Source organism: Arthrobacter sp. 05T442 (assembly GCF_056395945.1).
Genome location: NZ_JBFTKM010000010.1, coordinates 71,716 through 98,035 on the forward strand (window position 1 = coordinate 71,716; position 26,320 = coordinate 98,035).

General features: G+C 67.6%; 25 protein-coding genes. 10 read left to right on the forward strand and 15 right to left on the reverse strand.

Annotated features, from left to right (window positions below; genetic code table 11):
- Window positions 1-45 precede the first annotated feature (45 nt).
- The 3 genes from AC1DES_RS11495 to AC1DES_RS11505 all read right to left on the reverse strand — a co-directional run bounded on the left by AC1DES_RS11495 (window position 46) and on the right by AC1DES_RS11505 (window position 3,756).
- Window positions 46-1,116, reverse strand: coding sequence for a PEP/pyruvate-binding domain-containing protein (locus AC1DES_RS11495; RefSeq protein ID WP_476895827.1), 1,071 nt, complete (start codon window positions 1,114-1,116; stop codon window positions 46-48).
- Window positions 1,117-1,121: 5 nt separating this feature from the next.
- Window positions 1,122-2,399 carry a cytochrome P450 gene (locus tag AC1DES_RS11500; RefSeq protein WP_476895828.1) on the reverse strand — a complete coding sequence of 426 codons (1,278 nt, stop codon included), beginning with the start codon at window positions 2,397-2,399 and terminating at the stop codon, window positions 1,122-1,124.
- A gap of 562 nt (window positions 2,400-2,961) precedes the next feature.
- Window positions 2,962-3,756 (reverse strand): IclR family transcriptional regulator, encoded by a 795-nt coding sequence (locus tag AC1DES_RS11505; RefSeq protein ID WP_476895896.1) that lies wholly within the window; start codon window positions 3,754-3,756, stop codon window positions 2,962-2,964.
- Between the two features lie 268 nt (window positions 3,757-4,024).
- Here AC1DES_RS11505 and AC1DES_RS11510 point away from each other — a divergent pair, with 268 nt between their 5' ends.
- The 3 genes from AC1DES_RS11510 to AC1DES_RS11520 all read left to right on the forward strand — a co-directional run bounded on the left by AC1DES_RS11510 (window position 4,025) and on the right by AC1DES_RS11520 (window position 8,695).
- Window positions 4,025-5,149 carry an acyltransferase family protein gene (locus tag AC1DES_RS11510; RefSeq protein ID WP_476895829.1) on the forward strand — a complete coding sequence of 375 codons (1,125 nt, stop codon included), beginning with the start codon at window positions 4,025-4,027 and terminating at the stop codon, window positions 5,147-5,149.
- A gap of 199 nt (window positions 5,150-5,348) precedes the next feature.
- Window positions 5,349-7,763: an ATP-binding cassette domain-containing protein gene (locus tag AC1DES_RS11515; RefSeq protein ID WP_476895830.1), complete on the forward strand. Its 2,415-nt coding sequence runs from the start codon at window positions 5,349-5,351 to the stop codon at window positions 7,761-7,763.
- Window positions 7,764-7,879: 116 nt separating this feature from the next.
- Window positions 7,880-8,695 carry a DUF1206 domain-containing protein gene (locus AC1DES_RS11520; protein WP_476895831.1) on the forward strand — a complete coding sequence of 272 codons (816 nt, stop codon included), beginning with the start codon at window positions 7,880-7,882 and terminating at the stop codon, window positions 8,693-8,695.
- A 49-nt stretch (window positions 8,696-8,744) separates the two neighbouring features.
- Here AC1DES_RS11520 and AC1DES_RS11525 read toward each other — a convergent pair whose 3' ends face one another.
- On the reverse strand, window positions 8,745-9,317 hold the full coding sequence (locus AC1DES_RS11525; RefSeq protein ID WP_476895832.1) for a TetR/AcrR family transcriptional regulator: 573 nt from the start codon (window positions 9,315-9,317) through the stop codon (window positions 8,745-8,747).
- Window positions 9,318-9,503: 186 nt separating this feature from the next.
- Here AC1DES_RS11525 and AC1DES_RS11530 point away from each other — a divergent pair, with 186 nt between their 5' ends.
- Both AC1DES_RS11530 and AC1DES_RS11535 read left to right on the forward strand, forming a co-directional pair.
- Complete coding sequence (locus AC1DES_RS11530) at window positions 9,504-10,244, forward strand: SDR family oxidoreductase (RefSeq protein WP_476895833.1); 741 nt, start codon at window positions 9,504-9,506, stop codon at window positions 10,242-10,244.
- A 107-nt stretch (window positions 10,245-10,351) separates the two neighbouring features.
- Window positions 10,352-10,978, forward strand: coding sequence for an NADPH-dependent F420 reductase (locus AC1DES_RS11535; protein ID WP_476895834.1), 627 nt, complete (start codon window positions 10,352-10,354; stop codon window positions 10,976-10,978).
- 26 nt (window positions 10,979-11,004) lie between these two features.
- Here the strand turns inward: AC1DES_RS11535 and AC1DES_RS11540 are convergent, their stop codons facing one another.
- The 8 genes from AC1DES_RS11540 to AC1DES_RS11575 all read right to left on the reverse strand — a co-directional run bounded on the left by AC1DES_RS11540 (window position 11,005) and on the right by AC1DES_RS11575 (window position 19,988).
- Entirely contained in the window at window positions 11,005-12,759 is a 1,755-nt protein-coding gene (locus tag AC1DES_RS11540) for an acetyl/propionyl/methylcrotonyl-CoA carboxylase subunit alpha (protein WP_476895835.1), read from the reverse strand.
- Complete coding sequence (locus tag AC1DES_RS11545; protein ID WP_476895836.1) at window positions 12,759-14,456, reverse strand: 5-oxoprolinase subunit B/C family protein; 1,698 nt, start codon at window positions 14,454-14,456, stop codon at window positions 12,759-12,761. The genes AC1DES_RS11540 and AC1DES_RS11545 overlap by 1 nt, the downstream gene beginning before the upstream one ends.
- A gap of 31 nt (window positions 14,457-14,487) precedes the next feature.
- On the reverse strand, window positions 14,488-15,825 hold the full coding sequence (locus tag AC1DES_RS11550; RefSeq protein WP_476895837.1) for an MFS transporter: 1,338 nt from the start codon (window positions 15,823-15,825) through the stop codon (window positions 14,488-14,490).
- Window positions 15,826-15,874: 49 nt separating this feature from the next.
- Window positions 15,875-16,633, reverse strand: coding sequence for a LamB/YcsF family protein (locus tag AC1DES_RS11555; RefSeq protein WP_476895838.1), 759 nt, complete (start codon window positions 16,631-16,633; stop codon window positions 15,875-15,877).
- Between the two features lie 113 nt (window positions 16,634-16,746).
- The gene (locus tag AC1DES_RS11560) at window positions 16,747-17,067 is read right to left on the reverse strand and encodes a DUF6221 family protein (protein ID WP_476895839.1); all 321 of its coding nucleotides are present in this window, start codon (window positions 17,065-17,067) and stop codon (window positions 16,747-16,749) included.
- Between the two features lie 121 nt (window positions 17,068-17,188).
- Window positions 17,189-18,247, reverse strand: a complete 1,059-nt coding sequence (locus AC1DES_RS11565) for an ABC transporter substrate-binding protein (protein WP_476895840.1) — start codon at window positions 18,245-18,247, stop codon at window positions 17,189-17,191.
- 4 nt (window positions 18,248-18,251) lie between these two features.
- Window positions 18,252-19,145, reverse strand: a complete 894-nt coding sequence (locus tag AC1DES_RS11570) for an ABC transporter permease (RefSeq protein ID WP_476895841.1) — start codon at window positions 19,143-19,145, stop codon at window positions 18,252-18,254.
- A 24-nt stretch (window positions 19,146-19,169) separates the two neighbouring features.
- Entirely contained in the window at window positions 19,170-19,988 is an 819-nt protein-coding gene (locus AC1DES_RS11575; protein ID WP_476895842.1) for an ABC transporter ATP-binding protein, read from the reverse strand.
- Window positions 19,989-20,231: 243 nt separating this feature from the next.
- Between AC1DES_RS11575 and AC1DES_RS11580 the strand changes: the two genes are divergently transcribed.
- Together AC1DES_RS11580 and AC1DES_RS11585 are read left to right on the forward strand one after the other, a co-directional pair.
- The gene (locus AC1DES_RS11580; protein ID WP_476895843.1) at window positions 20,232-21,995 is read left to right on the forward strand and encodes a sensor histidine kinase; all 1,764 of its coding nucleotides are present in this window, start codon (window positions 20,232-20,234) and stop codon (window positions 21,993-21,995) included.
- Window positions 21,985-22,650, forward strand: coding sequence for a response regulator (locus tag AC1DES_RS11585; protein ID WP_476895844.1), 666 nt, complete (start codon window positions 21,985-21,987; stop codon window positions 22,648-22,650). Before AC1DES_RS11580 ends, AC1DES_RS11585 begins: the two co-directional genes overlap by 11 nt.
- A gap of 25 nt (window positions 22,651-22,675) precedes the next feature.
- On the opposite strand, the gene AC1DES_RS11590 is transcribed toward AC1DES_RS11585, so the two are convergent.
- Window positions 22,676-23,419, reverse strand: a complete 744-nt coding sequence (locus AC1DES_RS11590) for a LysR family substrate-binding domain-containing protein (RefSeq protein WP_476895845.1) — start codon at window positions 23,417-23,419, stop codon at window positions 22,676-22,678.
- A 104-nt stretch (window positions 23,420-23,523) separates the two neighbouring features.
- Here AC1DES_RS11590 and AC1DES_RS11595 point away from each other — a divergent pair, with 104 nt between their 5' ends.
- A complete protein-coding gene (locus tag AC1DES_RS11595; RefSeq protein WP_476895846.1) occupies window positions 23,524-23,928 on the forward strand; it encodes a DUF5997 family protein in 405 nt (134 codons plus the stop codon).
- 13 nt (window positions 23,929-23,941) lie between these two features.
- On the opposite strand, the gene AC1DES_RS11600 is transcribed toward AC1DES_RS11595, so the two are convergent.
- Complete coding sequence (locus AC1DES_RS11600; protein WP_476895847.1) at window positions 23,942-24,325, reverse strand: VOC family protein; 384 nt, start codon at window positions 24,323-24,325, stop codon at window positions 23,942-23,944.
- Window positions 24,326-24,524: 199 nt separating this feature from the next.
- On the opposite strand from AC1DES_RS11600, the gene AC1DES_RS11605 reads away from it, so the two are divergent.
- Both AC1DES_RS11605 and AC1DES_RS11610 read left to right on the forward strand, forming a co-directional pair.
- On the forward strand, window positions 24,525-25,121 hold the full coding sequence (locus AC1DES_RS11605) for a hypothetical protein (protein WP_476895848.1): 597 nt from the start codon (window positions 24,525-24,527) through the stop codon (window positions 25,119-25,121).
- Between the two features lie 53 nt (window positions 25,122-25,174).
- Window positions 25,175-25,813 (forward strand): NADPH-dependent F420 reductase, encoded by a 639-nt coding sequence (locus AC1DES_RS11610; RefSeq protein WP_476895849.1) that lies wholly within the window; start codon window positions 25,175-25,177, stop codon window positions 25,811-25,813.
- Window positions 25,814-25,816: 3 nt separating this feature from the next.
- On the opposite strand, the gene AC1DES_RS11615 is transcribed toward AC1DES_RS11610, so the two are convergent.
- On the reverse strand, window positions 25,817-26,299 hold the full coding sequence (locus AC1DES_RS11615) for a pyridoxamine 5'-phosphate oxidase family protein (protein WP_476895850.1): 483 nt from the start codon (window positions 26,297-26,299) through the stop codon (window positions 25,817-25,819).
- Between the last annotated feature and the right edge of the window lie 21 nt (window positions 26,300-26,320).

Consider the following 26,320-nt stretch of genomic DNA (forward strand, 5'->3'; position numbering starts at 1 on the left):
ATACGGGCTCGGCGTTGAGCCTGGGTGACGGAGCGGGCTGGCTAGTCAAGACTTCTTAGATGAGGTTGCGGGGCTGAGTCCGCTGAAGTAGCCGCCGGCAACGGCCGAGGACGGGACAGCCGGCTTGGAGGAGTGCACGGTTTCCGGCCGGGACTGCAGCAGGAGCAGGTTTTCGCCGTCGGGCAGGTCCGCGTCGAGGGCCCATTCGATGTCCTGCGGGCACTTGTAGTGCTTCTCGGCCCGCTTGGCCATCTGCGAGACCGCGGTGAGTTCGGCGTCGGTGAGGCTACGGCGGCCGCGGCGTTCGGCGTCGACCTCCCGCTCCACCAGGCGGCCGGCTGCGGCGTCCGGGACAAGTTCGGCGTGCTTGTCGCCGAGGTGTTCGGAGACGACGGCCAGCGTGACCTTGTCCAGCATGATGTTGTCCGGCGTGACCTGGCCGGACACCACCATCTCCCCCACCCCGTAGGAGGAATCGATGGTGATCTTGGAGCGGTCGCCGTTGGTGGGGTTCATGGTGATGGCGACGCCCGAAACGCGGGCATTGACCATCTTCTGCACCACGACGGCCATCGAAAGGCCCTCGTTGGGGATGTTGTTCTTGAGCCGGTAGATGATGGCGCGGGAGGTGAAGAGGGAGGCCCAGCACTGGCGGATGTGCTCGGTCACGGCTTTGACGCCGTCGAGCCAGAGGTAGGTGTCCTGCTGGCCGGCGAAGGAGGCGTCCGGGAGGTCCTCGGCGGTGGCGCTGGAGCGGACAGCCACCGGGACCGGGGCCTCGAAGCGGGACATCAGGGACTCATAGGCGGTGACGGTGAGCTCGCGCAGGGCCTGGGGCACCGGGCGGGAGCGGATGTCTTCCCGGATGGCGGCGGAGACCTTGTCCACCTGGCCCATGTCCTCGGGGTCCAGGCCGGCGAGGAGCTCGTGGATGTCCCGGGTGATGCCGGCCTCCTCCATGAAGGCGTCGAACTGCGCGGTGGTGACCACGAAGCCGGGCGGGACGGGCATGCCGGCGGAGGTCATGGTGACCAGGGAGGCGCCTTTGCCGCCGAGGTTTTCGAGCTTCGGTTCGATGCCGCCGTCGAAGAACTGGATGTATTCGTTGCTGTGCATATTTCTCAGGCCTTCCAGCTGACGGGGACGGTCTCGGGGACGCGGAAGGAGAGGTTTTCACGGAAGGAGATGGCTTCCGGGTTCTCCAGCCGCAGCTCCGGGGCGAGCCGGGCCACTTCCTCGAGCGCGATTTTTGCCTGGAGCTTGGCGAGCATATTGCCCAGGCAGTAATGGATGCCGAACCCGAAGGAGAGGTGCTCGCGGGCGTTGGGGCGGGTGATGTCGAAGTCCTCGCCGGCGTCGAATTTGGTCCCATCGCGGTTGGCTGAGCCCATCAGGAGCAACAGCTGAGCGCCCGCTTCGACCTTGACCCCGCCGACGTCGGCGTCTTTGAGGGCCTTGCGGCGCCAGCCGACGATCGAGCCGGCGTAGCGCAGGACCTCGTCGATGGCGGCGGGAATCTTCGTGGGGTCCTCCACGAGCTGTTTCCACTGCTCGGGGCGGGCCAGAAGTTCGCGGAGGGCGTTGGAGATCAGGGTAGTGGTGGTCTCGTGGCCGGCGAAGAGCAGGCTGTAGAGGACGGAGGCGATCTCGTGGTCGGAGATTTCGGCTCCTTCCTGCTGGGACTTCACGAGGTCCGCGGTGAGGTTGTCGCCGCCTTCCGCATGGGCCACCCTGACCAGGCGCAGGCACTCCTGCCAGTACTCCACGAGATTGTGGGCGTGCGGGATCTGTTCCTCGTCGCTCAGGTCCCCCCACGTCATGGCCGCGCGGGAATCGCTCCAGCGCTTGAAGGTGTCCACCTGGGAGGCGTCCGCGCCGATCAGGGTAAGGATGGTGATGGTGGGCACGTCGTAGGCGAGGTCCTTGACCAAGTCCCCGCGGTGTTCGGGACGGCCCAGCATCTTTTCGAGGAGTTCGACGACGTTGCGCCGGATGAACGGTTCGAGGGCCTTGTAGCGGCGGGGCGTGAAGGCTTTCTGGACCACGGCGCGGATGCGGGTGTGCTCCGGCGGGCGCCGGGCGGAGAGGCCCGAGTAGGCGGTGAAGCCGCCATCCTCCATGATCTTCTTCGCGGCGGCGCCCCGTTCGCGGACGGGGGCCTGGGCGTTTTCACTGGAGAAGGTCTCCCAGTCCTCGAAGACAGCCTTGATGTCGTCATAGCGGGAGACGATGTAGAGTCCGATCCGCTCGTCGAACATGACGGGCTGCTCGGCCCGGAGTTCGGCGTAGGCAGGGAAGGGGTCCTTCATCTGGAACGGCTCGTAGCCGTGGTGCCCGGCGGGGGCTTCGGCGCCGTGGCCAAAGGGACAGCGGCCGGCCGTTTCAGTCGACGATGACATCTGGGCTCCTTGGTTTTAGGTCCCGCCGGCAGCGGCAGTGCATGCCGGGGGTTCTCAATCACCAGTGTGGCCTCCATCACCCCCGGATGGCAGTGCTCACTTCCACTGGGCGGAAGCGAGTTGTTTTCCCCGCCTGCGGCAGTACGGGCTGGCCGCGGTTCGGGGGCACTTCGACACGGACACGCCGACAACTAAGCCGCCGACGTCGAAGACTGACACCAAAGTGCCCCCCGTAGAGACGCTGCCGGCCGCAACACATCAGCCGCAAAACAAAGGCTGCCAGCCACCCCGGGGCCGGGTAGCTTCTCCTGTGCGGACCGCATCCCGGATCGCCCTGCCAACCCGCACCTTGCACAGCGTCCGGCCAAGCCCTGGGCTGGCCGCGGCTCGAGGGGCACTTTGACACGGACGCGCCGCCAGCTAAGCCGCCGACGTCGAATACTGACACCAAAGTGCCCCCGGACGGACGCCTCCTGGCCGCAAACGAAGGCTGCCGGCCGCAAACGAGGCATCCGGAAGCCGTGCGGCGGGGTGCAAGACCATGGTGAGGACCGTGCCGAGGTCAGTCCCTTCCCGCAACGTGGCTGCCCAGCAGCGTTTCCAGCGGGATCCGTGCGGTGGCGCGCTCGATCTGCGCCGCGATGCCCTTGAGTACCGGGAGGTGCCGGGTCATCGTGGCTGCCTGGTTCGTCGGCAGCACAAGCCCGATCGCTGCGCCGATCCTGCCGGTGTGGAAGACCGGGACGGCGATGGAACAGGAGCCGAGCCGGACTTCCTCGAGGGTGGTTGCGTACCCCTGTTCCCGAATCTGGGTGAGTTCAGCAGCCAGCCTTTTCGGGTCAACGTGGGTGTGCGCGGTGTGGCGTTCCAGCTGTCGGTTCAGGTAGGCGTCCCGGACCCACTCTTCCTCGAACGCCAGGATGACCTTCCCGACGGCGGTCGCATGCATGGGCAGGCGACCGCCGACGCGGGAGGCGCGGGGCAAACGCTTGGACCCGTACACGCGGTCGATGTACAGCACCTCGTGGCCGGACCGTACGGCAAGGTGTGCGGTTTCGCCGGTCAGGGAGAACAGGTCCTGGACGTACGGCCGGGCCGCGTCGCGCAACTGGCGGCCGGTGTTTTGGGCGAGCTCCCAGAGGCGGATGCCCAGCTGGTAACGGCCGTTGGGCTCGCGGGAGAGGAACCCGGAGTCGGTGAGCTCGTTGACCAGCCGGTGGGCGGTGCTCAGCGGGAGGCCTGACTTCTCGGCGATGTCGGTCAGGCTGAGGGCTCCCCGGGACTTTTCGAAGGCTTCCAGGATGGCGAGGACCTTCGAGGTCACGGTCCTGCCGGGTTCGCGGCTGCCGCCGGCCATCATGACCTCCTTGTCGAGGGCGTTGCCGCGGGTTCCATCCGGCCCCGGGCGTCCGCCGGCCCATTGGAGTCGAGTTTAGTCCGGAGCGGCTTCCGACCCTGGCCGGACGGCCATTCCGGCCAGGGTCAGGTTTCGTCCAGCCAAATCAGGGATACTGGGAGAAGGCGCTGGCTCGCGCCTCCATCACATTCGCGTCAGAGGCAGCGGTCGGTTCCTGCCCTGATTCAGCTGAATTTGAAACCGGCCAGACTGATCCTCCGGAGGTTATGTGGCATTGCTAGTCGGCGAAACGGCCGCGACGGCCGCCCCGCAAACTACAGTGCGGCCAAGGCTTGACGGCCTGGACGTTCTCCGTGGCGCTGCCGTCGGTGCCGTTCTCTTGGGGCATTCCTGGCCCGGCATATTTCAAGGTGCCGGCATCGTCGGTGTCATCGTCTTCTTTGTGCTGAGCGGTTACCTCATCACAGGCGTGCTGCTGAAGGATGTCGAAGGACACCGCAAGATTCGCTACGGCCGATTTTATGCGCATCGGGCCTTCCGGCTGCTGCCGGCGCTCATGCTATTCCTTGGCGTGTACGCCATCGTTGAATTGACGGCCGACGTCCTCGGGGATCGATCCAAGGGGATCATCGGCTATACCGTCCTCGCCGGCTTCGGCTACCTCAAAGACGTCCCGCTGCCTTTCGACGTCAGCCTGGCGATCGGTCCGCTCTGGACGCTGGCGGTCGAAGAACAGTTCTATCTGATCTGGCCGGCGCTGCTGGTCTTCGCCCTGCGGAGCAACCGCCGGGGACGGCTGATTGGCTGGTCAGCCGCCGTCGTCGTTGCCCTCATGACGGTCAGCGTGCTGGCGATGCTCATCCTGGCTCCGCAGCTGCACTCCCTGGTCTACGCACTGCCGACGACGTGGGGTCTCGGGCTGGTCGTCGGTTCGGCACTGCGCCTCTACCGGGTCCATGTGTTCAGCTGGTTCGCCGGCCGCCGGCGCAGGCTTGCAGCCCTGCTCGGTTCGAGCCTTGTCCTGGCCGCGCTGATCTTCTTTCCCAAGGCCAACGAAACCCCGGCCTTCTTCTTTATCGGCGGCCCGCTGGCCATGGCGGGCGCGGCTGTCCTGGTGGTACTGGCCGCCTCCCGCACGCGCGCCATGCCGAAGTGGACGCGCGCCCTGCAGCTGCTGGGCACAGTCTCCTACGCCGCGTACCTGTGGAACTATGTCGTCATTCTCTGGATCAATGGCGGGTCGACCGCCGATCTGCCGCCGCTGGTCGCCGTGTCGGCCATCCTGCTGACCCTGCTGGTAGCCGTCATCAGCTGGCACACCGTCGAACGACTGGGACGCATCGCGCGCAGCCGCTTCGACAAGTCGTATCCGGGCACTATTCGGACCAGCTAGACACCCCCGGCGCGAGGCACGGGTCGCCGGGCCGCAGCTAGCATGGCTGTCATGGACATCACGCTTCGCACGAGCTTCCTCCCGCACAACGGCGGGAGATCGACGCCGAACCGGACGTACCGACCGAAGCCGACAAGATAGACCCGGGCTGGGACCGCGAGGACCGCGAAGGCGCCCCCTCGTAACAGATGGAGACACGATGAGCATCGCCACAAGTACCGGCACAGGGTCGCCTGCGCTGCATGTTGCCGACACCCACGATCTGATCCGCGTGCAGGGCGCCCGCGAGAACAACCTCAAGGACGTCAGCCTCGAAATCCCGAAACGCCGGCTGACGGTATTCACCGGCGTCTCCGGCTCCGGCAAGAGCTCGCTGGTGTTCGACACGATCGCGGCGGAGTCGCAGCGCATGATCAACGAGACGTACAGCGCTTTCGTACAGGGCTTCATGCCGACGCTGGCGCGGCCGGACGTCGACCTGCTCGAAGGCCTGACGACGGCGATCATCGTCGACCAGGAGCGGATGGGCGCCAACCCCCGCTCCACCGTCGGCACCGCCACCGACGCCAACGCCATGCTCCGCATCCTCTTCAGCCGACTCGGGCAGCCGCACATCGGTCCGCCCACTGCGTTCTCCTTCAACGTCCCCACACGCAAGGCGAGCGGCGTTATGAGCACCGAGAAGGGCGGCAGGGTCGAAAGGAACGTGGTGCGCGACGTCGTCTACCTGGGCGGCATGTGTCCGCGTTGCGAGGGCATGGGTTCGGTCTCCGACTTCGATCTGACGGCACTGTACGACGACACCAAGTCACTCAGCGAGGGCGCGCTCACAATCCCCGGCTACAGCATGGATGGCTGGTACGGCCGCATCTTCAGCGGCGCCGGCTTCGACATGGACAAGCCCATCGCGAAGTTCACCAAGAAGGAAATGCACGACCTGCTCTACAAGGAACCGACCAAGATCAAGGTCGAAGGCATCAACCTGACATATGAGGGACTGATCCCGAAGATCCAGAAGTCGATGCTCTCCAAAGATGTCGACGCGATGCAGCCTCACATCCGGGCCTTCGTGGAGCGTGCTATCACCTTTCAAACCTGCCCGGAGTGCGACGGCACGCGGCTCAGCCCGGAGGCCAGGTCCTCGAAGATCCGGGGCAAGAACATCGCCGAGCTATGCGTGATGCAGATCAGCGACCTGGCCGAGTGGGTCCGGGACCTCAATGAGCCGTCGGTGGCCCCGCTGCTCTCGGGACTGCAGCACATCCTCGACTCCTTCGCCGGGATCGGGTTGGGCTACCTCTCACTCGACCGGCCGGCCGGCACCCTCTCCGGGGGCGAGGCGCAGCGTACCAAGATGATCCGCCATCTGGGCTCCTCGTTGACTGACGTCACCTACGTCTTTGACGAGCCGTCGATCGGCCTGCATCCCCACGACATCGAGCGCATGAACGAGCTGTTGCTCCAGCTCCGGGACAAGGGCAACACGGTGCTCGTCGTGGAACATAAGCCGGAGATGATCTCAATCGCCGACCACGTGGTCGACCTCGGCCCCGGCGCCGGCACGGGAGGCGGGACAGTCTGCTTCGAGGGCACCGTGGCGGGCCTGAAAGGGAGCGGCACGATCACCGGCCGCCATCTCGACGACCGGGCGGCGCTCAAGGAGGCGGTCCGTTCGTCTTCCGGCGCCCTGGAGATCCGCGCCGCGTCGACACACAACCTCAAAGACGTGGACGTCGATCTCCCACTAGGGGTGCTCTGCGTGGTTACGGGCGTTGCCGGCTCCGGCAAGAGCTCCTTGATTCACGGCTCGATCGACGGCCGCGAGGGCGTGGTGGTGGTCGACCAGGGCGCGATCCGTGGTTCGCGGCGGAGCAACCCTGCGACGTACACCGGGCTATTGGACCCGATCCGCAAGGCGTTTGCGAAGGCCAACGGCGTGAAGCCGGCGCTCTTCAGCTCCAATTCCGAGGGCGCCTGCCCCACGTGCAACGGCGCCGGTGTCATCTACACCGATCTGGGCGTCATGGCCACCGTCGAATCCATCTGCGAGGAATGCGAGGGGAAGAGGTTCCAGGCGTCAGTGCTGGAGTACACGCTCGGCGGCCGAAACATCGCCGAAGTGCTCGCGATGCCGGTGGCGGAGGCTGAGGACTTCTTCTGCGCCGGCGACGCGAAAGTCCCGGCCGCCCACAAGATCCTGGACCGCCTCGCCGACGTCGGGCTCGGCTACCTCACCCTCGGCCAGCCGCTCACGACCCTCTCCGGCGGCGAGCGGCAGCGGCTCAAGCTGGCCACCCAGATGGCGGAGAAGGGCAATGTCTATGTCCTCGACGAGCCGACCACGGGCCTGCACCTCGCCGACGTGGAGAACCTGCTCGGCCTGCTGGACCGGCTCGTCGACGCCGGCAAGTCGGTCATCGTCATCGAGCACCACCAGGCCGTTATGGCGCACGCGGACTGGATCATCGACCTCGGCCCCGGTGCCGGCCACGACGGCGGCAGGATCGTCTTCGAGGGCACCCCCGCCGATCTCGTCGCAACCCGCTCCACCCTCACCGGCGAGCACCTTGCGGCCTACGTCGGAACCGGAACGACGCCCTCGCGGACACCGTGAGATCGCACAGCAGCTTCTGTTCCCGGGGCCTGTCTGAGGACCGGATCCCGTGACAAAATAAGCGTGTTGAGCGCCACCGCAATAGCGTGCCCGCCTGCGCCGAGGATCGGAAAATCATGAGGGAGCTGGACGACGCCGCGAATGCGGTCGAAGAGGCATCGCATTCCCGGGCCCTTGTGACCGCTGCCAGGGCCGGTTTCGCCGTCAGCGGCCTCTTGCACATCCTGATTGGCTCCGTCGCCATCCAGCTGGCCTTCGGCAAGGCGGGACAGGCCGACCAGGGCGGTGCCGTCGCCCAACTCGCCGGCCAGCCCGGGGGGCCGCTGCTGCTGTGGACCGGGTTCTCCGCCTGTGTCGCGCTGGCGCTGTGGCTGACCGGCAACGCCTTGTTCGGCTACGGGCAGCTGGACGCCAAGAAGAAGCTGGGGAGCCGGCTTTCGGCAGGCGGCAAGGCCGTGGTGTACGCCGCCATGGCATTGACGTTTGCTGCCTTCGCGAGCGGGCACAGCAAGAATAGCGGACAGTCCACGAGCGATCTCACGGTCTCGATCATGAAAGCACCCGGGGGTCCGTTACTGCTGATCGCCATCGGGGCCGGGATCGCCGTCGTCGGAATCGTCTTCGCCGTCCGCGGGTTCAAGGCATCGTTCAAGGAGGATCTGCGGCTGCCGCCGTCGGACACCGGCCGGTCCGTGGTGACAGGGCTGGGCATGACCGGCTACATCGCCGAGGGCATCGCACTGTTTCTGGTGGGATTGCTGTTCATCATTGCCACCGTCAGCGCCCGCCCGCAGGAGTCCACCGGCCTCGACGGCGGGCTCAAGGCCCTCCGCGAGCAGCCGTACGGGGTGTATCTGCTCATTGCCGTCGGCGCCGGCCTGATCTGTTACGGCCTCTTCCTGGTCGTGAAGGCAAGACTCGCCCGCATGTGACATCCCCGGCGCAGCGGATACTGCGCAGGCCATGTCAGGGTCCGGTTCCCTACGGGCAGGCCGATTCGACCAACTGGCGGGCCAGGGCCTGGCCCTGCCTGGCGGGACCGTCCGCGCCCAGGACGGCGGCCGTCGCCAGTGTCCCGTTCAGGATGAGCAGGAGTTGCTCCGCCAGCGCTTGGGGAGCCGCGGCGCCGGCGTCCTCGGCGAGGCTGCGGAACCAGTCGCACACCTGCCGTTTGTGCGCGACTGCCACCGCGTGCGCCGCATGGTGGGGATCCGGAAACTCGGTATGGGTGTTCAGCATCGGGCACCCACGGTACGTAGCGCCGGCGATATCACCGGAAGTGACCTCGAAGGCGGCCAGGAGCTTCCCGCGGGGATCCTCGAGTGCAGCCGCAGCCGTCCGCATTCTGTCGAACCAGGCATCCGCACGCTCCTGGACATAGGCGGTCGCCAGATGGTCCTTCGTGGGGAACTGCCGGTAGACGGTGGCGTTGCCGACCCCCGCTGCCTTGATGATCTGGTCCATGCCGACGGCCCGGATGCCCTGGCGGTAGAACAAGGGACCGGCGGTGGCCAGCACGTGCTGTCGGTTCTCTTCGGCCGTCTTGCGCGGCATGTTCTTCCTGCCTTCTGTTGTTTAGCGTCTGGTGCCTAGAGTCGGTGTCCAGCTTCCGGCCCGGCGACGGGCGGAATATGGTCTGTTCTCCCACCAGTTTGACAGACGGAACGTTCCGTCACAAGATTGTATGAGAACGTTCCGTCACAACGATGGAGCGCAACCGGACTGAACGGATTCCGCACCATGACTGTTGTTTCACAGAGCCCGCACGCCGCCTTCGCACTGGCGGGCAAGCACGTCGTCGTCGTCGGCGGCACTTCCGGCATCGGCCGCGCCGCGGCGGAACAGGCACTGGCTGCCGGGGCGACCGTGACGGTCGCCAGCCGCGACCCGCAGGGCGCCGAGGGCAGCTTCAGCGCACCCGTGCGCGCCGAGCAGGTCGACATCTCGGACACTGCCTCGGTTGAAGCACTGTTCGGCCGCCTCGGTGCCATCGATCACCTGGTCCTGTCCGCCGGGCCGGGTGCGATGGGCACGGTACGTGAGCTCGCCTCCGCCGAGGCGCGGCCGTTCATGGACATCAAATTCTGGGGCTACTACGACGCCGTCCGCGCGGCCTCCGGCACGATTGCCCGCGACGGCTCAATCACCCTGGTCGGCGGCGCCGCGAGCCGTAAGCACGCCCCCGGCCGGCCCGTCATGGCCGCCGTGAACGCCGCCCTCGAAGCGTTCGGCAAGGCCAACGCCGTCGACCTCGCCCCGGTCCGGGTCAATGTGATCGCCCCCGGCCTGGTCGACACCCCCGCGTATGCCGGCATGCCCGAGGAAATGCGCCAGGGCATGTACGCCGGCTACGGCAGCGCCGTCCCGGCCGGCCGCGTCGGCAACGCCGAGGATGTGGCCCACGCCGCGCTGTTCCTGATGACCAACACCTTCGTCACCGGAACGGTCATCGACGTCGACGGCGGCGTGCACGTCAGCTGACACTGCCCGGCGTTTGACACTGCACGGGGTTCCCGGTGCCGCCCCGGGGGGGGGCGGCACCGGGAACCCGCCCCACCCGCACCTCCACACCCAGAATCGAGAAACCCGTGAACCAGCCCAAGCTCGCCGTGATCGGCGCCGGCATCATCGGACGCACCTTGGCCCGGCGCTGGACCGAAGCCGGTTACCCGGTGGTGTTCGGCGTCCGCTCCCCCGACGACGCCGACCTCACCGCCTTCGCGGACGGCATCGGGGCCGCCCGCGGCACCATTAACAACGCCATCGCTTCCGCGGATGTCGTCCTGGTGGCCATCAACGGCGCCGCCATGGAACATGCCGTACCGGACATGGCAGCAGCCCTCGGCGACAGGATCGTCATTGACGCCACCAACAACACCGGCGGCGCAACGATGAACAGCATCGCCCTCATCAGCAAGCACGCACCCGCCGCCCGCGTCTACCGGGCGTTCAACAGCCTCGGGTGGGAGAACTTCGCCGACGCCGATTATGACGGCGTGAACGGCGACATGCTCTACGCCGGACCCGCCGGACCGGGCCAGGAAACCGTGGAACAGCTCATCGGCGCCACCGGGCTCCGCCCCATCCGCGTCGGCGACGCCACCCGGTCCGGCATCGTCGATGATTTCGTCAAACTGTGGTTCACCCTGGCATTCGAACAAGGCCTGGGACGCGGCGTAGGCTTCAAGATCCTCACCCGGGACCTCAGCAAGTAGGCCGCGGCCCGCCTAATCCCCGGGGGCTACCCGATCAGTGCGAGCACGGCTCCGGCAGCCACCACGCCGCCGGCTTCAGCCCGGACGTCCGTCACGGTCCCGCCGCGGTGCGCGGAGACCTGGGTTTCCATCTTCATCGCTTCCAGGACCACGACCGGGTCCCCCGCCGCCACCTCGGCGCCGGGCGCCACGAGCCACTTCACCACGGTCCCGGCCATGTCGGCGCGGAGCTCCCCCGGGTCAGCCGCGGCAGCGCCGCCGTCGGATGCCCTGTCCACGGATACTCCGGCCGGCAGCGGTCCGCCCGAGCGCGCCCAGCCGTCCAGCAGGTCCGCGGGCAGGCCGACCGCCAGCCGGCGGCCGTCCACCTCGACGGTGATGGTCCGGCGTTCGCCGTCTGGCGCAGCAGTGCTGAAGCCCGGATCGGCCGGGATCCGGTCCGCGAAGTCGGTCTCAATCCAGCGCGTGTGGATGCCCAGGCCGGCCTCGGAGGTGAAGTCCGGGGACTCGAGCACGGCCCGGTGGAAGGGCAGCACGGTGGCCACGCCGGTGATGCTCATCTCCGACAGCGCCCGGCGGGCCCGGCGCAGTGCCTGCTGGCGGTCCGCGCCGGTGACGATCAGCTTCGCGAGCAGGGAATCGAACTGCGGCGCGACGAACGAGCCGGCCCGGACCCCGGTGTCGAGGCGGATCCCGGGGCCGGTGGGGCCGGAGAACTCGCCGATGGTCCCGGGCGAGGGCAGGAAGCCGCGTCCGACGTCCTCGGCGTTGAGCCGGAACTCAAACGCGTGCCCGCGCGGCGCCGGATCCGCCGTCAAGCGCAGCGGCTCCCCCGCGGCGATGCGGAACTGTTCCTGCACGAGGTCGATGCCGGTGGTCTCCTCGGTGATGGGGTGCTCCACCTGCAGGCGCGTGTTGACCTCCAGGAACGCCACGGTGCCGTCGGCCGCGACGAGGAACTCCACCGTGCCGGCGCCGGAATAGCCGGCCTCCCGGCAGACGGCCTTGGCGGCATCGTAAATCAGGGTGGTCTGCTCGTCGCTGAGGAACGGTGCGGGAGCCTCCTCGAGGAGCTTCTGGTGCCGGCGCTGCAGGGAGCAGTCGCGGGTTCCGACGACGACGACGTTCCCGTGCGTGTCCGCCAGGACCTGCGCCTCGACGTGGCGCGGACGGTCCAGGTAGCGCTCCACGAAGCACTCGCCGCGGCCGAACGCGGCGATGGCCTCGCGGACGGCCGAGTCGAAGGCTTCCTCGACCTCGTCCAGGACCCGGACCACCTTCATGCCGCGGCCGCCGCCGCCGAAGGCCGCCTTGATGGCGATCGGGAGGCCGTGCTGTTCGGCGAAGGCACGGGCCTCGGCCGCCGTGTCCACGGGACCGTCGCTGCCTGCGACGAGCGGCGCACCGGCCCGGACGGCGGCGTCGCGGGCGGTGATCTTGTTGCCGAGCAGGCGGATGGCCTCCGGCGTCGGGCCGATCCAGGTCAGGCCGGCGTCCAGGACCGCCTGGGCGAAGTCGGCGTTTTCGGAGAGGAAGCCGTAGCCGGGGTGCACGGCGTCGGCCCCGGACGTGGCCGCCGCCGCGAGGAGCTTCGGGATGTTCAGGTACGTCTCCGCGGGCGAATTGCCGCCCAGGGCGTAGGCCTCGTCGGCAGCGGAGACGTGCAGGGCATCGGCGTCGATGTCGGCGTACACGGCGACGGAGCCCAGCTGCGCGTCGTCGCAGGCCCGGGCAATCCGGACCGCGATTTCTCCACGGTTGGCGATCAGGACCTTGCGCATCAGTTACTCGCTTCTTCTTCGGTGGTGACGTGTTCGGTGGCGGTGGCCGCAGGAGCGGCAGCATTTTCGGCAGAGGCGGGCACCCCAACCCACCGGAAGCGGATCTTCCCGCCGATCGGGACCTGGGCTGCGGTGTCGAGCTGGTGGTCCACCACGACAGCGATCACAGGGTAGCCGCCGGTGACCGGGTGGTCGGCCAGGAAGAGCACGGGCAGGCCTTCCGGCGGGATCTGGATGGCCCCGGCAACGGTGCCCTCGCTGGGCAGTTCGCCCTGGCGGGTGCGCTGCAGCGGGCTTCCCTGCAGGCGCATGCCCACCCGGTTGGACTGCGGCAGCACGTCCCATTCCTGGGTGCAGAAGGAATTTAGCGCGCCCTGGTCGAACCAGTCCGCGCGCGGCCCGGGGACGACGTCGAGGACGGTCACCCCGGTGCCGGGATAGTCCGGCTGAAGTTCAGGATGCCCGACGACGCCGGATGCGGAGTCTCCGCCGGAGGCGACGACCTGGCCGGCCGTCAGCGCGGCGGGCCCGATGCCGGACATGGTGTCCGTGGAGCGGCTGCCGAGCACCGGCGCGGTGTCCACGCCGCCGCGGAGGGAAACGTAGCTGCGGAATCCGGCCTCCGGCGCACCGAGCGTGAGGGTTTCCCCGTCGAGCAGGGCGAACGGGGTGGCCATCGGGACGGTGCGCCGGCGCCCGGGTTCCCCGGAGCCAGCTTCCGGCGGCGACACGACGGTCAGCTCCGACGGCGCCCCCGCAACCGCCAGGACCTGGTCCCCGACCGCCTGGACCTTGAGGCCGCCAGCGACGGTCTCGATGGCGGCGGCCGACGGCTCGTTCCCCACGAGGCGGTTGGCCCGGCGCAGCGAGGCCCGGTCCAACGCCCCGGCCGCTGAGACGCCCAAGGCCGAGTGGCCGTGCCGCCCAAGGTCCTGGATGAGGCTGTGCAGCCCGGGCGACACGATCCGGAGTCCGGACACCACGTCCCGGGGCTTTTCGGCCGCCGCAGCGGGTTCGGTCAGGGTCACCGCAGCCCGGACGGCGCGGAACTGCACGCGGTGGCCGGGGGGCGCCAGCGCGGGCTGCTCCCGGTCCAGGTCCCACATCCTTGCGTCCGTGCGGCCGATCAGCTGCCAGCCGCCGGGGGAACGGCGCGGATAGACGGCCGAGTAGTTGCCGGCCAGCGCCACCGAGCCTGCCGGGACGGCGGTCCGCGGTGAGCCGCGGCGGGGCACCTCGAGGGCGTGGTTCTCCCCCAGCATGTAGCCGAAGCCGGGGGCGAAGCCTGCGAAGGCCACGGTCCAGACCTGGGCGGAGTGGGCGGCTATCACGCCGTCGGGCCCGAGGCCGGTCAGCCCGCCCACTTCGGCGAGGTCCTCGCCGTCGTACACGGTGTCGATGACCACCAGGCCACCGGCCTGGTGGGCCGGAGTCGAGAGGTCGAGCTCGAGCAGGAGGCCGGCGATGCGCCGGGCCGACGCCGGCGAATCCGCCTTGACCAGGACGGTCTCAGCGGCGGCCAGGATGTCCTGCTGACCCGGCAGCGGATTCTCAAGGAGCAGTGCCTGCAGGGCGAGCACGTCCTGGGTGCCCGAGAGCTCGGCGAGGACCGCGCGCGTCCCCACCGGCCGCACGGAGCGGACCTTCTTCAGTGCGCCCGTCGGAACTGTCAGGATTTCCATTGCTGCCTCAATCATTGCCGGTGCCGGGGAACAGGATCCGCGCCGCTCAGGCGCGGGATTCCTGCAGGAGCCGTTCTTCTTCCTGGGTCTGGGGGTTGCGTCCGAGGGCCAGGCCGATCACGGTCACAAGGGAGGAGAGCCCAAGGTAGCCGGCGATCAGGAACCAGCTGCCGGTCGCCGCGTAGAGTGCCGTGAAGATCAGTGGCGCCACGGCGCCGCCGATCACGCCGGCCAGGGTGTAGGCCAGCGAGCTGCCCGCGTAGCGCAGCCGGGCCGGGAACTGCTCGGTAATGTAGGCGGCCTGCGGGCCGTACATGAATGCGTGGAAGGCCAGGCCGATCACGACGCCGATGGTGAGCATGAGGACGGACTTGCCCTCGATCATGAGGAAGAACAGCGGGATGTACACGGCGGTACCGACGGCGGCGGCACCGTAGACGACGCGGCGGTTGAAACGGTCCGTGAGGGCGCCGGCCGCGGGGATCAGGACGAGCTGGAACGCGGAGCCGATCAGGATGGCGCCGAGGACGTTGCCGGTGGTCATACCCAGCTGCTTTGTCGCGTAGACGGCCACGAAGACGGTGAAGAGAGCGTAGAGGACGTCGGGGCAGACACGGGACAGGGCTGCGGCCACGAGGGCCCGCGGTTCCTTGGTGAAGACCTCCTTGATGGGAGCCTTCGGTTGCTCGCCGTGGGCCTGGATCGCCTTGAAGACGGGGGTTTCCTCCAGCTTCAGCCGGATCAGCAGACCGAAAATCACCAGGAGTGCGGAGGCGAGGAAAGCCACACGCCAGCCCCAGGACAGGAACTCCGCGTTGCTGAGCATCGCGGCGAGGAGAGCCAGGACGCCGTTGGCCATCAGGTTGCCGGCCGGCGGCCCGATCTGGGCGGCGGAAGACCAGAACCCGCGCTTGCTGGCAGTGCCGAATTCGCTGGAGAGCAGGACGGCTCCGCCCCATTCGCCGCCGACGCCGATCCCCTGGGCGAGCCTGAGGAGGACCAGGATGGCCGGTGCTGCGACGCCGATGACCGAGTAGTCCGGGAGCGCGCCGATCAGCACGGTGGCGGCGCCGATGAGCATGAGCGTGACGACCAGGACGTGCTTGCGGCCGATCTTGTCCCCCAGGCGGCCGAAGATCACGCCGCCGATGGGGCGTGCGAGGTAGCCCACCGCGAACGCCGAGAAGGAGAGCAGCAGGCCGACGAATTCGTTGTTGCCCGGGAAGAAGATCTTGGGGAACACGAGCGCCGAGGCCACGGAGTAGATGGCGAAGTCGTAGTACTCCAGCGAGGTGCCGGTGAGGCTTGCGATGTAGGCCTTCAGGGCGCCGGGTGGCAGCTTCCTTGGGGCGGCGGCCGGGGCGGCCTGGTGCTGTGCGGACATGGTTTTCCTCCAGGTGTGCGGGGTGCTGCCTGTGCTGGGTGCGGGCGGCTTAGACGAAAGCCGCGGTGGTGATGCCGGCGCCGGAGAGCGCCTTCCTCACTGCGGCAGCCATCGCGACGGCTCCCGGGGAATCTCCGTGGACGCAGATGCTTTCGGCACGGATCTTCAGGATGGAGCCGTCGATCGCGCGGACGGCGGAATCGGAAGCCATCCGGAGGACATGCTCCGTGACTTCGGCGTGGTCGTGCAGGACTGCTCCGGGGAGCGTGCGGGAGACAAGGGTGCCATCCGGGTTGTAGGCCCGGTCCGCGAAGGCTTCGGTCACCGCGCGGAGTCCGGCGTCCTCGGCCAGGCGGAGCACTTCCGAGCCCGGAAGCCCGAGGATGGGCAGGTTGGGATCAACGGACTTCACGGCGTCGACGACGGCCTTCGCCTGCTTGGTGTGTGCCACGATCGCGTTGTAGAGCCCGCCGTGCGGTTTGACGTACATGACGCGGCCGCCTTCGGCCGCGGCCAGCGCCTGCAGCGCGCCGATCTGGTAGACGACGTCGTCCGCCAGTTCGTTGGGATCGATGTCCAGGAAGCGGCGGCCGAAGCCGGCGAGGTCCCGGTAGCCCACGTGGGCACCGATCATGACGCCGGCTGCGACGGCGGCCCGGCAGGTCTGGCGGATCACGCTGGGGTCACCGGCATGGAAACCGCAGGCCACGTTGGCACTGGAGACAGAGCGGAACATGGCCGTGTCATCTCCCAGGGTCCAGCGTCCGTAGGACTCCCCGACGTCGCTGTTCAGGTCGATGGTTGGCATTGTGATCCTCGTCTCATTGATGGGCCCCTATCTAGGATGCACCAAATTCTCGGATTGTTCAACAATCTTTCGATTCCGCGTCACCGGAGCGAAGGGCCTCCCCGTCAACGGTCTTACGGGGACAGCTGCCAGGCGGGCTCAAAGTCGGGGTGATCCGAGTACGGGAAGGCAAGGGCGTTCAGCGAAAGCGTCGTCCACTCGATGACGTCCGGGGTCCACGCGGTATCCCCGGGCGCGCTCGTGACCATCGCGGCCAGGGCGCCCTGCCGTGCGGATTCGATGATGCCCAGAAGCCGCCGCTTTGCCTCGCATTCGCGGAGCAGGCGCCATTCGTACCATTTGCCGGACTCCGAGACCGAAGGGTCTGTCAACAGTCTCCGTGCGGCAGCTTCGTCGTCCCTGATCCGTTCGGATAAGAATTCGACAATATCCACGCCCTGAGCCTACTTCTGCCCTTCAGACAACGAAAGCGGGTGCGCCCGGGCGGGAGAAAGCCCGGGGCGCACCCGCTTTTTACGTCAGTGTTTATGTCTGCTTTGAGTTTAAGGCATGCCGCTATTTTGCGGCGGGGACCTTGTCCACGAATTCCGTAGTGTAGGTCTTGCCCAGGTCGATCGAGGACCCCTTGCCCTTCACGTTCGTCGAGTACTTGTCCAGGATGCTCAGGACGTTCTTGGCGCCGTCGGCGTCCATCTTTCCGTCGTTGTTGAACATGGTCTTGGTGTCGTTGATGGACTTCTCATAGAGGGCCTGGCCTGCGTTGGCGTATTCCTTCGGCATCTTGGCGGCGATCTCGGCGGCGCTGTGGCTGTTGATGAAGCGAAGCGCCCCGACAAAGGCGTTGGCCACCTTCTGCACGGTCTGCGGGTTCTTCTTGACGAAGTCACAGCTCATGTACACGGACGCCGCCGGATAGAGACCGCCGAGGGCCTTGCGGGTCCCTTCCTCCGTACGCATGTCGATCATGACCTTGCCCTTGCCGGTTTCCACGAGCTGGGCAATTGTCGGATCGGTGGTCATGCCGGCGTCGATCCCGTTGTTGTCCATGGCGGCGATGAACGTCTGGCCGGCACCCACCTTGGCAGGGGTGTAGCTCTTGACGCCGGCCTGCCCGGCGAGGGCCTGGGTCAGGAAGTCTGTCGATGAGCCCAGCGAGGTGATGCCCAGGTTCTTGCCTTCGAAGTCGGCCGCAGACTTGATGGAGTCCGCCTTGCTGGCGGACACCACCTCCGCTTCGCCCGGGATGTTGGCCAGTTGCACGACGGAGGTGATGCACTGCCCCTTGGCCTGCAGATCGATCGTGTGGTCGTAGAACCCCTCGACGCCTTGGGCATTGCCGGTCAGGAGCGAGTTTTCCGCTGTGGCGCCGGACTGTTCCCCGAGCAGGTTGACCTTGACCCCTTCCTTCTCGAACAGGCCCAGTCCCTCGGCGAGCTTGGCGGGCATGTAGATGACCTTCTCGAGGCCGCCGACGATGATGTTGACCTCGGGCGAGGCGGCGTTGTCAACGGCCGCGGCCCGTGAATCCTGGCAGCCGCTTACTCCCGCTGCCACGGCGATGCTGAGGAGGACGGCCGAGGCCTGGACACTACGTCGCTGTAGTTTCGTTTTCATGGTGTTAGATTCCTTTGATCTGAGTCTGGGCCTGGGACGGCCGCCATTTGAGGAGTTTGTTTTCCGCCGCCGTGATGCCGGATTCGGCCAGCAGCGCTACAACGGTGACGATGATCATGCCCGCGTAGATGCCGGCGGAGTCGAAGGTGCCCTGGGCGTTGGCGATGAGCATGCCCATGCCGTGTTTCGCCCCGGCGTATTCGCCGACGATTGCGCCGATGAGCGCGAAGCCGAAGGCCGTGTGGAGTGAGGAGAGGATCCAGGTGGTGGCGCTGGGAAGCACGATCGAGGTCAGGATCTTGCGCTTGCTCGCCCCAAGGATCCTGGCGTTGTTGACGACGTTGCCGTCGACTTCCCGGGCGCCGGTGAAGGCGTTGAAGAACACCGCGAAGAACACGAGGACCACCACCGTGGCGATCTTGGAGCTGATTCCGAACCCGAACCAGATGATGAACAGGGCGGCCAGGACGATGCGCGGAACCGCGTTGGCGGCCTTGATGAACGGGGAAAAGACCTCCGCCATGTAGCGGCTGCGGCCGAGCAGCACGCCCAGCACGATCCCGGCCGCGGTGCCGATGGCGAACCCGGCCGTAGCCTCCAGGACGGTGTAGCCGATGTTCTCCCACACGGTCCCGAACTGGGTGCCGGAGGCGAACCACTGGATCAGGCGGTCCCAGATCAGGGACGGCTTGGAATAGAAGAACGGGTCAATCAGGTACGTGGCGGTCAGTTCCCAGCTGCCAAGCCACACAGCGACGATCACTGCGCGCAGGGCCCACACCTTGTAGGCGGCATTCCGCCTCGATCTGCGGGCCCCGGCAAGCAGGCCGGCCTCGCTTTCCGCGCTGAGCTGGTGGCCCCGCGCGGCGGGCGGGGCACTGATGGTCGGTGACGTCATCGTCGTTGTCCTCACTGGTTGCTGTTACTTGGCATCGGGCTGGCCGGCGGTGGCCCGGGCCTGTTCCACTTCGTCGCGCAGGCTGTCCCAGACCTGGCGGTAGATCGCCAGGAACTCGGGTGTCAGCCGGACCTCCTCCACATCGCGGGGACGGGGCAGATCCACCCGGAAGTCGGCCTTGATGGTGGCCGGGCTGGCCGTCATGACCACCACGCGGTCCGCCAGTGCGATTGCCTCTTCGAGATCGTGGGTGACGAACACGACGGCCGCGTCGCTGCCGCCCCAGAGCCGCAGGAGTTCCTGCTGCATGAGCTGGCGCGTCTGCACATCCAGGGCGCTGAACGGTTCGTCCATGAGCATGATTTCCGGCTCGTTGACCAGCGTCTGGGCCAGCGCGACCCTCTTGCGCATGCCGCCCGAGAGCTGGTGCGGGTAGTACTTCTCGAACTTCCCCAGGCCCACCCGCTCGACCCATTCCCGGGCCTTGGCACGGGCCTCGGCCTTGGACGCGCCCCGGTAGCGGGGACCGGACGCCACATTGTCGAGGACCGTCTGCCAGGGCAGCGTCGCATCCGCCTGGAACATGTATCCCACCCGCGCCGGGATGCTGGTCACCAGCTGCCCGCGGACGTACGTCTCGCCTTCTGACGCCGGCTGCAGCCCCGAGATCAGGGACAGGGTGGTGGATTTGCCGCAACCCGTCGGGCCGACGACGGCGACAAACTCGCCGGGGGCGACGCTTAGGTTCACGTCGCGGATCGCGGTGTGGATGCCCCCACCGTTCTTGGGGAACCTTTTCGTCGCCGCTTTCAACTCGATCAGCGGCGCGTTATTGCCTGGCATGGTGTCTCCTTCGTCACTTTGCGTGTTGCCGCCCAGTTGCCGGAATTCGACTGCCTGTGGGCCACGTCACAAGACGCTACGGGGGGAACCCGACGCCGTCGCGCTTTAGCTCCATTGCCGCCAATCAACCCGTTGTGCACCTTTTGCGCATTGTGCTCACAAGTTACTGGTGCGAAGGGTGGCAATGGCCCTAACGTTGTGCGGGGTCACCGGGCTCCGGTGCGTGAACTGAATGAGGATCCCTTGCAAGCAGCGGACAGTGTCGTCCCCGAAGTCGGAGACCGCCGGGCGGCGCGCGCCCCGGGGATGGCCTTTTCGACCAAGATGCTGGCCCTGCAATTGGCGGTAGTTGTCCTCGTGGTCGTTCTGACGGCCGGCATCTACGGATGGCTGTCCTACCAGCGCCTCAGCGACGAGGTCGGATCGAAATCCCTGGCCGTAGCCCAGAGCCTGGCGGTGGAGGAGAGTGTCCGCACGCAACTGGCCTCCGCGGCCGCCGCGGACACCACCCCGGCGAACTCCGTGCTGCGGGCCGGTCCCGTCCAGCAACTGGCCGAAGTGCTCAGGGACCGCACCGACGCGCTGTTTGTGGTGGTCACAGACCGGTTCGGCATGCGCTGGTCACACCCGAACCCGGCTGAACTCGGCCGGCCTGTGAGCACCAGCCCGGATGCGGCGCTTTCCGGGCAGGAAATCACGGTACAGGAGACGGGCACCCTGGGACCGTCCGTCCGGTCCAAGGTCCCGGTGTGGTCCGCGGACGGCCGGTCCATCGTTGGGGAAGTCAGCGTCGGGTTTTCCACCCGCGATGTCCTGGCGGGCCTGCAGACCGCCATCCTCCCGATCCTGGGCGTCGCCGCCGTCGCGCTGGCCCTGGGCGGTGCCGGAACAGCGTTGCTGAGCCGAAGGCTCCGGATCCACACCCTGGGCCTGGAACCGGCCGAGATCGGTGAACTCGTGCAGGACCAGGCGGTCGTGCTCTACGGGGTGGACGAGGGCGTTCTCGGCATCGCCGAAGACGGACGCGTCACGATCTGCAACAGCAAGGCCCGCCGACTCCTGGGCCTGGAAGGGACGTCCGGGCGAACACTCGGGGAACTTGGCCTGCCCTCCCGGGTGCTCGCCCTGCTCGAGCCCGGCAACTCCGACGGCGCGGAGAGCGTGCAACTCATGGTGAACGGTTCGGTGCTGATCATGACAGCCCGGAAAGTGGTGCGGGGGCACCGGAAGCTCGGCTGGGTCCTGATGGTCCGCGACCGGACCGACGTCGAGGCGCTCAGCCGCCAGCTGGACGCCGTCGGGGCCCTCTCCACGGCATTGAGGGCGCAGCGGCACGAATTCGCCAACCGGCTGCACGCCGTCTCGGGGTTGCTCAACGTCGGGCGTCCCGAGGAGGCAGCCAGCTATCTGCAGGAGACCCTGAAATCGGGTCCCCTGAAGTACCCGGTGGACTTTGCCGGCAAGCTGGACGATACCTACCTGCAGGCCTTCATTGGCGCGAAAGGGCTGCGCGCGGCGGAGCTGGGAGTGCCGCTGCGCCTGGGCGACGCGACCCTGGTTGCCGGGACGGTGTCCGATCCGCAAAACGTCACCACGGTCCTGGGCAACCTGGTGGACAACGCCGTCGCCGCCGCCGTCCGGGGGGCGTGCCTGGACCGGTGGGTTGAGGTGGAGCTGCTCAGCGACGACGGCACGCTGTATCTGACAGTCGGCGATTCCGGAGACGGGCTGCGGGACGAGGACCCTGAGTCGCTCTTCACCGAAGGGTACTCCACGTCCGGCCGCGAAGCCCGTCCGGAGCCGGACCTCCTCCGGGAAGCGGGGCCTGGGACAACGGGACGCGGGGAAGGGCTCGGACTGTCCCTCTCCCGACAGATCGCCAGGGGCTCGGGCGGGGACGTCTGGGTCGTTGCACCGGGGAATGCCGGCGGACCCGGGGCCGTCTTCTGCGCCCGCCTGCCCGGGGTCCTGACCGGGCCCGACGAAAGGACACGGAATGAAGGATGACCTGCGGGTCCAGATCGTGGACGACGACTTCCACGTCGCCAGGCTGCACGCCACCTACGTCAACGCGGCTCCCGGCTACACGGCGCTGGAACCTGTCGGGACGGGCGGCGCGGCGCTGGAAGCGATCCAGGCCTACCGGCCGGACCTGGTTCTGATCGACATCTACCTGCCGGACAGCAACGGACTGGACATCCTGCGCGGGCTCGACGTCGACGCGATTGTCCTCAGCGCAGCTTCGGATGCGGCGTCCGTCCGCAAGGCGATGCGCCGGGGCGCGCTGGGCTATCTGATCAAACCGTTTTCCGAGAAGCAGCTCGCCGACAAGCTCCGGGGTTATGCCCGTTACCGGCGGATGCTGGCCTCGGAATCGTCCCTGGACCAGGACCTCGTGGAGCGTGCCCTGCGCCAGCTCAATGCCTCGGACACCCGCTCGGCCAAGGCCCGGACCGTGACGGAGTCCGCGGTGCTCGGCACCCTTGGCCAGACGCCGGAATCGCTGACCGCCGTCGACGTTTCCGCCGCCGTCGGGATCTCCCGGGCTACGGCGCAGCGGTATCTCTCCGCCCTCGTGGAGGACGGCGCGGTGGACGTCAACCTGCGCTACGGGGCCACCGGACGGCCCGAACACCGCTACAGCCTCCGGGAGCAACAATAGGGAAAAGGGAAGGCGGGACCCGCAGCTAGCGTTTGCCTTTCTTCCGGGATCCCTTGCCGCGGCCCTTGTCCGGGTTCGGTGCGTAGCGCTGAGCCACCTTGGGCTTCTTGACCCCGGCGCCGGTGCCCCGCCGGTCCGGTTTGGGTTCCCGTTTGGGTTTGCCCTGCTGCGCCGACGGCTGGCGGGAGCTGGCTGCGGTGCGGCCGCGGACAATGCCGATGAACTCCTCGACCACTTCATCCGTGGAATCACTGGGCCAGGCCAGGGCGATCTCGGTGGTCGGGGCCCCCGTGAGCTTCCGCGCCACGGTGTCCTTGACGTTGAAGTGCCGGGCCACGGACATCGGCAGGATCACGAGGCCGGCGCCGGAGGCCACCACCTGCAGGGCCATCGCGGGGCCGCCCAGCGCCTGGACGTCCAGGAACGTCTCTGTGGACAGGTCCGCCAAGTCCACCTCCTCGAACAAGGAGATTTCGTGCCCCTTCGGCGCCACGACCACGGGCTGCTCCTCGTACAGCGGGATGACGCTGAGGCCCTCGCGCTCCACCGGGAGGCGGACGAAGCTCAGGTCCGCAGCGCCGGCCCGCAGGACGGCCACCTGGGCGCCGTCGTCGGACATGAACGAGTCCAGCGGAACTTCAGGCATCCGCTCTTCCCAGCGCCGGATCCATTTGCCGGGGGTCACACCGGCGACGTAGGCGAAGCGCAGCGCGCGCACTTCGGGAGCAGAAACGTCGGGGGCCTGGGGGGATTCATCGTCAGCGGACACACGTTCACACTACCGCCCGGGGCGGCGCGCAGTCGGGTCCGTGCTCCCGCCCAATGGCGCCTGCAGTGGTGCCGTGCGGGCTCCGCGCCGGATACCCTTGAAGTATGACCTCTGCAAACTCCCAGTCCATGAAGCCGGCCACCGTTGCCAAGAAGCTTGGCATCTACCTGCCCGCAACACCCCAGGAGTTCCAGGATTCGGTCATCACCCGCGCCGATTTCGCCGAGCTCCAGGCCAACCCGCCGGAGTGGCTGGCGGAACTGCGCCGCAACGGCCCGCACCCCCGCCCGGTGGTGGCACAGAAACTGAACGTCTCCATCAGCGGACTGACCCGCGGCGGCGTTGAAGAAGCGCTCACGACGGCGGAAATCACCGCGTTGCTGCAGGCTCCCCCCGCCTGGCTGGTGGCCGAGCGCTCCACCCACGCCGCCGTCCGCGCCGAAGCCCAGCGGGTCAAGGACGAAGCCGCGAAGAAGGACGCCAAGAAGGCACGCGCCACCGCCGAGTAGGCGCTCTGCCGCCTCAGTCCTGATGCAGCTGGACGAAGTTGCCGCACCCGTCATCGAGCACCACTGATAAACCCGACGGCCCTTCGGAGGGCTCGGCCTGGAACATCACGCCCTTGGCCGCGAGCCGCTTGTATTCGGCCCGGACATCGGTCACCCCGAGAACAATCGCCGGCAGCCCGGCGTCGTGGATCCCGTTCATGTAGGCAGCCCCGATCGGGTTGTCGCTGGGTTCCAGCAGCAGCCCGACAGCGCCTCCGCCGGCCGCGGCCGGGTCCTTCACGATGAACAGGTTGTGCTCCGGCAACGCCATGAGGGTCTCAAAGCCCAGCGTTCCGGTGTAGAACTCGTGGGCCGCGGCGGGGTCCTTAACGTGGATGCTGCACATTTTCAGTCGCATGGGCCCTAGGCTACGCCGAAGCCTGGGGCGTGTTAACCGACGCACGTGAATCCGCAGCGGACCCGGCTGGCTGGGCTGCGGCCGGGGCCGGGCCGCGGTGCCCATTGACGGCCCGGGCTCCAAGGAATCCAATGGAACTAGCGGAACCGCGCCCGCCCGGACCGGTTCCCAAAGCAGTGTGTTCCGGAGGTGTTGTGGCATGCCGTCCCTACCAGGATCCGCCCCGCTGGGGATCTTGCAGTTCCTCGCCCTCGCGGTCCTCATTGCCTGTACCGTGGCGGTTTCGGTCTATCTGGCGCGGAAACATATGAACGCCGACGCCGGTTTGCCTGACGCCGTCTTTTGGGACGGCTTCGCGGGACTCGCGGTCGTCGCCCCCGCCGTGGTTCTCTCCTCGCTTGCGTCACCGTGGGCCGGCCTGGTGCTCGGACTGGTGGCAGCCGCAACCGCCGTCGGCGCCTATTTCTGGACGCCGCGGATTTTCCGCTGGAAGCAATCCCGGCTCGCTGCCAGGGAATCCATGGCCGCCAATGCGGCGGCGGAGACCCGGCACCGGAACGCCCTGGCGCGGTGGCGGCGCTACGAACTCGACACCGCATACTGCATCGATTTCCCGGCCATGAGCGACCCGAGGCAGCCGGAAACGGCCGCCCTCATCAGGGCGATGAAGGCGGCCGAACGCCTCCGCGGCCGGACCGAAACTGAGTACCCACCGGCCGTGGCACGGCTGGAATCGGCCCTGGCCGACGCCGAACGCGCGGCCGGTGCGCACCCCGGCACGGGCATGGCCGCCTAAGGCCGCGGGCGTTCCTGAACTGCAAGTCGCGGTAGATCCCGGAAGGAAGCACCATGTCAGACATCACTATCATCGGCAGCGGCAACATGGCGGGGGCGATCGGCACGCGTGCCGTGGCCGCCGGGCGCCAGGTCCAGATTCTTGACCGGAACCCGGATCACGCCGCCAAGCTCGCAGCCGAGCTCGGGGGCGACACGGCATCGGGGGGCCTCAGCGAGATCCCCGACGGCGACATCGTGGTGCTTGCCCTGTATTTCGGCCCGGCCAAAGAGGTCGCCACGCATTTCGGCGATACCCTGACCGGAAAGACCGTGGTGGAAATCAGCAACCCGATCAACACGGAAACCTTCGACTCCCTCATCGTGGCTCCCGGCACCTCTGCTGCCGAAGAGATCGCCGCGCTGCTTCCGGGCGCCCGCGTGGTCAAGGCCTTTAATACGACCTTCGCGGGGCCGCTCGCCGCGGGCTCCGCCGGCGGGCTGCCGTTGGATGTCTTCATCGCCTCCGATTCCGAGGAAGCCCGCAATGAGGTCGCAGCCTTCGCCGCGGCTGCCGGTCTCCGCCCGCTGCAGGTCGGCGGCCTGCACCATGCCCGTGAACTCGAGGGATTCCAGCTCCTGGTCATGGCGCTGCAGGCCAACCCTGCCTACCAGTCCTTCAATTGGGGCACCAGCCTCAAGATCATCGACTGAAGCCTATAACTCCACGGTCCCGCTCTCGCCTACGCTCATCCGGCTGTGCGTGACCTTGGACTTGATCCACTGCAGGACCGTTGCGGCCGTACCACCCGGGCTGGTCCAGTACTCGGCCGAGTCCGAGTGCACGTGCAGCAGGACAACCTCGGGTGTGTCCGGTCCATCCGGGAACCAGGCCTCCACGACCTGGTTCCACATGTCGTGGATCTTCTGACGGTCCGTCACGACGTCCGCCGTGCCCGCAACCGAGACCCATTCGGTGCGCCGGCCAAAGCAGACGTTCACGGCCGGGTTGGCGCGGACATGGGCCACCTGCGAGCTGTTCGCCGAGGTGAAGAACCACATGTCGCCGTCGTCCTGGACGTCCTGTACGGCCAGGGGGCGGCTGACGAGCGCGCCCGCTTCATTGAGGGTGGTGAACATTCCGATGTGGGAATCGTTGATGATGTCCGTTACTTTGCTGATGCTTGCGGAGTCCGACATGCCGTCACCTCGTTCTCGTTC